General features: G+C 72.8%; 5 protein-coding genes and 1 pseudogene. 5 read left to right on the forward strand and 1 reads right to left on the reverse strand.

Annotated elements, in window-relative coordinates; translation table 11 throughout:
* Positions 1-143: GTP-binding protein (locus M8J74_RS42520; protein WP_249841522.1), on the reverse strand; the 143-nt coding region annotated here is incomplete at its 3' end.
* A 261-nt stretch (positions 144-404) separates the two neighbouring features.
* Here M8J74_RS42520 and M8J74_RS42525 point away from each other — a divergent pair.
* The 5 genes and pseudogenes from M8J74_RS42525 to M8J74_RS42545 all read left to right on the forward strand — a co-directional run.
* A complete protein-coding gene (locus M8J74_RS42525; protein ID WP_058921330.1) occupies positions 405-875 on the forward strand; it encodes a (2Fe-2S)-binding protein in 471 nt (156 codons plus the stop codon).
* On the forward strand, positions 872-3,244 hold the full coding sequence (locus tag M8J74_RS42530; protein ID WP_249841520.1) for a xanthine dehydrogenase family protein molybdopterin-binding subunit: 2,373 nt from the start codon (positions 872-874) through the stop codon (positions 3,242-3,244). The genes M8J74_RS42525 and M8J74_RS42530 overlap by 4 nt, the downstream gene beginning before the upstream one ends.
* Positions 3,241-4,095 carry an FAD binding domain-containing protein gene (locus M8J74_RS42535; RefSeq protein ID WP_249841521.1) on the forward strand — a complete coding sequence of 285 codons (855 nt, stop codon included), beginning with the start codon at positions 3,241-3,243 and terminating at the stop codon, positions 4,093-4,095. Before M8J74_RS42530 ends, M8J74_RS42535 begins: the two co-directional genes overlap by 4 nt.
* A gap of 42 nt (positions 4,096-4,137) precedes the next feature.
* Positions 4,138-4,995 (forward strand): AAA family ATPase, encoded by an 858-nt coding sequence (locus M8J74_RS42540; protein ID WP_372500434.1) that lies wholly within the window; start codon positions 4,138-4,140, stop codon positions 4,993-4,995.
* A gap of 359 nt (positions 4,996-5,354) precedes the next feature.
* Positions 5,355-5,740: pseudogene (locus M8J74_RS42545) on the forward strand (hypothetical protein); the annotation flags it as partial.

Consider the following 5,740-nt stretch of genomic DNA (forward strand, 5'->3'; position numbering starts at 1 on the left):
AGCGCGAGGGTGTCGGTCCGGGTGCTGCCGTGATCGACGCTGCCGATCTCGTCGATCACCCCGACGGAGTACAGCAGCCTCTCGGTGAGGCTGGTCTTACCGGCGTCTACGTGCGCGAGGATTCCGAGGTTGAGCAGATGCACCGAGCGTCATGTCCTTCGTCATGGGAGGGGTTCCTTCCTGGGTGGACATGGACGCAGTGCGCATGAGGGCTCCTCGTGGTGGGACGGCCGGTCCCCACGAGTGCAGCAGAGCCGCGACGGCACCGGCAATGGATTAACGCTCAACGAACCGCGCCGGAGCACTCGCCGCCTCACGCGGGCGGTCTTAGAGTGACGTACATCACGATCGTTCGTTGTTTCCCCTCGCTCCCTCACTCGGCCCGCTCAGTCCCTGGAGGGCACATGACCCACATCTCGGTGAAGGTGGACGGCACGACGTACGAGGACGACGTGGAGCCCCGCCTCCTGCTGGTCCACTACCTGCGCGACCGCCTCGGCCTGACCGGCACACCGATCGGCTGCGACACCTCCAACTGCGGGGCCTGCACGGTCGAGCTGGACGGCGTCAGCGTCAAGAGCTGCTCGGTGCTCGCCGTCCAGGCCGACGGCAGCGAGGTGACGACGGTCGAGGGGCTCGCCCACGACGGCGAGCTGACCGCGCTCCAGCGGGCCTTCCACGACAAGCACGCCCTGCAGTGCGGCTACTGCACCCCGGGGATGCTGATGGCCGCCCGCGACCTGCTGCGCGAGCACCCGCACCCCACCACGGACGAGATCCGGCACGCCCTGGAGGGCAACCTCTGCCGGTGCACCGGCTACCAGAACATCGTGCGCGCCGTGCAGGCCGCGTCCGAAGAGGAGGTCCCGGCATGACCGACCAGGCCGTGCAGGGCGAGGTCGGCCGCGCCCGGCCCCGCAAGGAGGACGCCCGGCTGATCACCGGCCAGACCAACTGGACCGACAACATCAGCGTCAACGGCCTGCTGCACATGGCGATCCTGCGCAGCCCTATGGCCCACGCCCGCATCACCCGCGTCGACGTCTCGCCCGCGCTCGAACGCCCCGGCGTCGTGGCCGCGTTCAGCGGGGCCGACCTCGCCGAGGGGCTGAACTCGCTGCCGTGCGCGTGGCCGGTGACCGAGGACATCGTGCTGCCCGACCACCCGCCCATCGCCGTCGACGAGGTGCGCCACGCCGGTGACCCGGTGGCCCTGGTCGTGGCCCGCGACCGGTACGCGGCCACGGACGCCCTGGAGGCGATCGAGGTCGACTACGACCCGCTGCCGCCGGTGCTGGACCTGGAGGCCGCGCTCGCCGACGACTCCCCGCTGGTCCACTCCGACAAGGGCACCAACCGCTGCTACGTCTGGCCGCTGAAGACCGGCGAGGACTTCGACTCGGTACGGCAGCGCGCCGAGGTGACGGTCAAGCGCCGCTACGTCCACCAGCGGCTCATCCCGAACGCGATGGAGCCCCGCGCGGTCGTCGTCACCCCGCTGGCCGCCTCCGGCGAGTACACGCTGTACTCCGCGACGCAGATCCCGCACATCCTGCGGGTGATGATGGCCGTGGTCACCGGCATCCCCGAGCACAAGATCCGGGTGATCGCCCCCGACGTCGGCGGCGGCTTCGGCTCCAAGCTCCAGGTGTACGGCGAGGAGGCCCTCGCGCTCGCGGTCGCCCGCCGCATCGGCCGCCCCGTGAAGTGGACCGAGTCCCGCTCCGAGGGCTACCTGGCCACGCACCACGGCCGCGGCATGATCCAGGACATCGAGATCGCCGCGAACCGGGACGGCAAGCTGCTCGGCCTCAAGGTCGACCTGCTGACCGACATGGGCGCCTACCTGATGCTCGTCACCCCGGGCATCCCGATCCTCGGCGCCTTCATGTACCCGGCGATCTACAAGATGGACTCCTACGACTTCACCTGCACCGGCGTCTTCACGACCCGGACGCCGACCGACGCCTACCGGGGCGCCGGGCGCCCGGAGGCGACGTACGCCATCGAACGGATCATGGACGAGCTCGCCCACGAACTCGGCCTGGACCCGGTGGAGTTGCGGCGCCGGAACTGGATCGGGCACGAGGAGTTCCCGTACACCTCGATCGCGGGCCTGACCTACGACACCGGCAACTACGAGGCGGCCACCGAGAAGGCGCTCGCGCTGTTCGACTACGACAAGCTCCGCGCCGAGCAGGCCGACCGCAACAGCCGGGGCGACACCGTACGGCTCGGCATCGGCGTGTCGACGTACACCGAGATGTGCGGCCTGGCACCGAGCCGGGTGCTGCGCGACCTCAGGTACGCGGCCGGCGGCTGGGAGGCGGCGAGCATCCGCATGCTGCCCACCGGCAAGGTCGAGGTGATCACCGGCACCAGCCCGCACGGCCAGGGCCATGTCACCAGCTGGAGCCAGATCGCCGCCGACGTGCTGGGCGTGCCCTTCGAGGACGTCGAGGTGGTGCACGGCGACACCAAGGCGGCCCCGCAGGGCATGGACACCTACGGCTCGCGCTCGCTCGTGGTGGGCGGTTCCGCCGTGCACCACGCGGCGGTGAAGGTCGTCGACAAGGCCCGGAAGATCGCCGCGCACCTGCTGGAGGCGAGCGAGCAGGACCTGGAGTTCTCGGGCGGGGTGTTCTCCGTGAAGGGCTCCCCGGACGCCCGCAAGACCATCCAGGAGATCGCCTTCGAGACGTTCACCTCGCACGATCTCCCCGACGGCCTGGAGCCGAGCATCAACGCCGAGCACCTGCTCGACCCGGAGAACTTCTCCTACCCGCACGGCACCCACCTGTGCGCCGTCGAGGTCGACACCGAGACCGGGCAGACCCGGATCAGGTCCTACGTCTGCGTCGACGACGTCGGCAAGGTCGTCAACCCGACGATCGTCGAGGGACAGGTGCACGGCGGGCTCGCGCAGGGCATCGCGCAGGCCCTGTACGAGGAGGCCGTCTACGACGACGAGGGCAACCTCGTCTCCGGCACGATGGCCGACTACCTCGTGCCCTCGGCGCCCGACCTGCCCGAGTTCACCACCGAGCGGACCGAGACGCCGTCCACCACGAACCCCCTCGGGGTCAAGGGCGTCGGCGAGGCGGGCACCATCGCCTCGACGCCGGCCGTGGTCAACGCGATCGTGGACGCGCTGCGGCCCTTCGGCGTCGACGACGTCCGGATGCCCTGCACCCCGGAGCGGGTGTGGCGGGCGGTCCGGTCCGGAATGGAGGCCTCCGCATGATCCCCCCGGCATTCGACTACGTCCGGCCGACCAGCGTCGACGAGGCGGTCCGCGCGCTCGCCGAGGGCGGCGAGGAGGCGAAGGTGCTGGCCGGCGGGCAGAGCCTGCTGCCGCTGCTGAGGCTCCGGCTGGCCTTCCCCGAGCTGGTCGTGGACGTCGGCCGCATCCCCGGGCTGCGCGGCGTGCGGGAGGACGGCGACATGCTGGTCATCGGCGCGATGACCACGCACCACGACGTCGTCCACGACCCGCTGGTGCGCCGCCACGCCGGTCTGCTGGCGGCCGCCACGGCGACCGTCGCGGACCCCGCGGTACGGCACCGGGGCACCCTCGCCGGCTCTCTCGCCCACGCCGACCCGGCCGGCGACCTGCCCGCGGTGGTACTGGCGCTGGACGGCGAAATGGTGGCGCAGGGGCCCCGGGGACGGCGGACGATCGCGGCCCGTGACTTCTTCGTCGACTACCTCCAGTCCTCCCTCGAACCCGACGAACTGCTGGTGGAGGTGCGACTGCCGAAGGCGGACGGCTGGGGCTTCCACTACGAGAAGTTCCACCGCGTCTCGCAGTCCTGGGCGATGGTGGGCGTGGCCGCGCTGGTGCGGCGCGCCGACGGGCACATCGCCGAGGCGCGGATCGGCCTGACCAACATGAGCTCGGTCCCGCTGCGGGCCACCGCGACCGAGCAGGCGCTGACCGGCGCCGGGGACGCGGAGGCCGTCGCGCGGGCCGCGGAGTCGGCGGCGGAGGGCACCCACGCCTCGCAGGACGCGTCGGCCACGCCCGAGTACCGGGAGCACCTGACACGGGTGCTCACCCGGCGCGCGGTGCTGGCGGCCGCCGGAATGGGGTGAGGACAGATCACGCACGCGCACGGCATCAGCGGCCCCGAGCAGGTGCGGGCCAGGCTGGAGGAGACGGGCTACCTCGTCGACGACGGACTGGCCATCGCCTGTTTCCTCGCGCTCCGGCTGCACCGGCCGATCTTCTGCGAGGGCGACGCGGGCGTCGGCAAGACCGCGCTCGCCTCAGCCCTCGCCGAGGCGCTCGGCGCGCCGCTGATCCGGCTGCAGTGCCATGAGGGCATCGACGCCTCGCAGGCCCTGTACGACTGGGACTTCCCGCGTCAGCTGCTGCACCTGCGGGCCGCCGAGGCGGCCGGGGTGAAGGACGCCGACCGGCTGGAGGGCGAGCTGTACGACCGGCGCTTCCTGGTCGCCCGGCCGCTGCTGAAGGCCCTGGAGACACAGCCGTCGGTACTGCTGGTCGACGAGATCGACCGGGCCGACGACGAGTTCGAGGCGTTCCTGCTGGAGCTGCTGTCGGAGTTCTCGGTCACCATCCCCGAGCTGGGCACGCTGCGCGCCGAGGTGCCGCCGGTGGTCGTGCTGACCTCCAACCGCACGCGCGAGGTGCACGACGCCCTCAAGCGGCGCTGCCTGTACCACTGGTTCGACCACCCGACCTTCGCCCGCGAACTGGCCATCGTGCGGCGGCGGCTGCCCGGCGTCTCGGCCCGGCTGGCGGAGCAGGTGACCGCCCTGGTGCAGGCACTGCGGGCCGAGGACCTCCTCAAGCCCCCGGGCGTGGCCGAGACCCTCGACTGGGCCCAGGCCCTGGACGCCCTCGGCGCCGACGAGGTCGACGCGGAACTGGCGGTGGCGACCCTGGGCTCGGTGCTGAAATACCGCGAGGACGCGGACCGCGCCCGCGGACTGGACCTGGCGGCGGTACTCGCGGCCCGAGGGGCGTGAACGCCATGGCCGACAGCGCACGGGGGCCGGGGCCGGAAGGTGACCGCCGGGAGGCAGGCGCCGCACCGCGGCACGAGGGCGACCGAGCCGTCGCCTCCTCCGCCCCCGCGCCCGGGACACCGGATGCGCTCCGGCGCGGGAACGGTGTGCCCGGAGCGGATGGTGGGACCGCCGACGCACTCCCCCGCGGCGACGGCACGCCCGGGACGGGCGGCGAGGGCGTGCTCGGGAGGACGGGCGGCGCCGGGCGGGCGCGGAGCCACCCCGGCAGTACCCCGTCCGGCGGCGGCAGCCCGTCCCGGGCGCCCCGTGGGGATGCCGCTCTGGTCGGGTTCGCTCGGGCGTTGCGGGCCGCCGGGGTGGATGCCAGTGCCGAGCGGGTGCATGCCTATCTGCGGGCGGTGGAGCAGTTGCGGCCGGGGATGCGGGCCGACGTGTACTGGGCGGGGCGGCTGACGCTGTGCGGGGGGCGGGACGACCTGGAGCGCTACGAGCGGGTGTTCGCCGCCTACTTCGGCTCCGCCGAGCCCCGCGGACGCCCGGTCGCCGCCGCCGACCGGCCACGGCTGCGGCTGCTCACCCGGGAGGGCGCCGGGCCGCGTCCGGGCGGCCGGCGGGAGCAGCGCACGGGCCCGCCGACCGCCGCCCTCGCCAGCTCCACCGAGGTCCTGCGCCATCGTGACGTCAGCGGTCTCAGCGCCGCCGAGCGCGAGCAACTGCGGCGCCTGCTGGCCGCGTTCACGCT

The sequence above is a fragment of the Streptomyces panaciradicis genome (assembly GCF_023516615.1).
Taxonomy (GTDB): Bacteria; Actinomycetota; Actinomycetes; order Streptomycetales; family Streptomycetaceae; genus Streptomyces; species Streptomyces panaciradicis.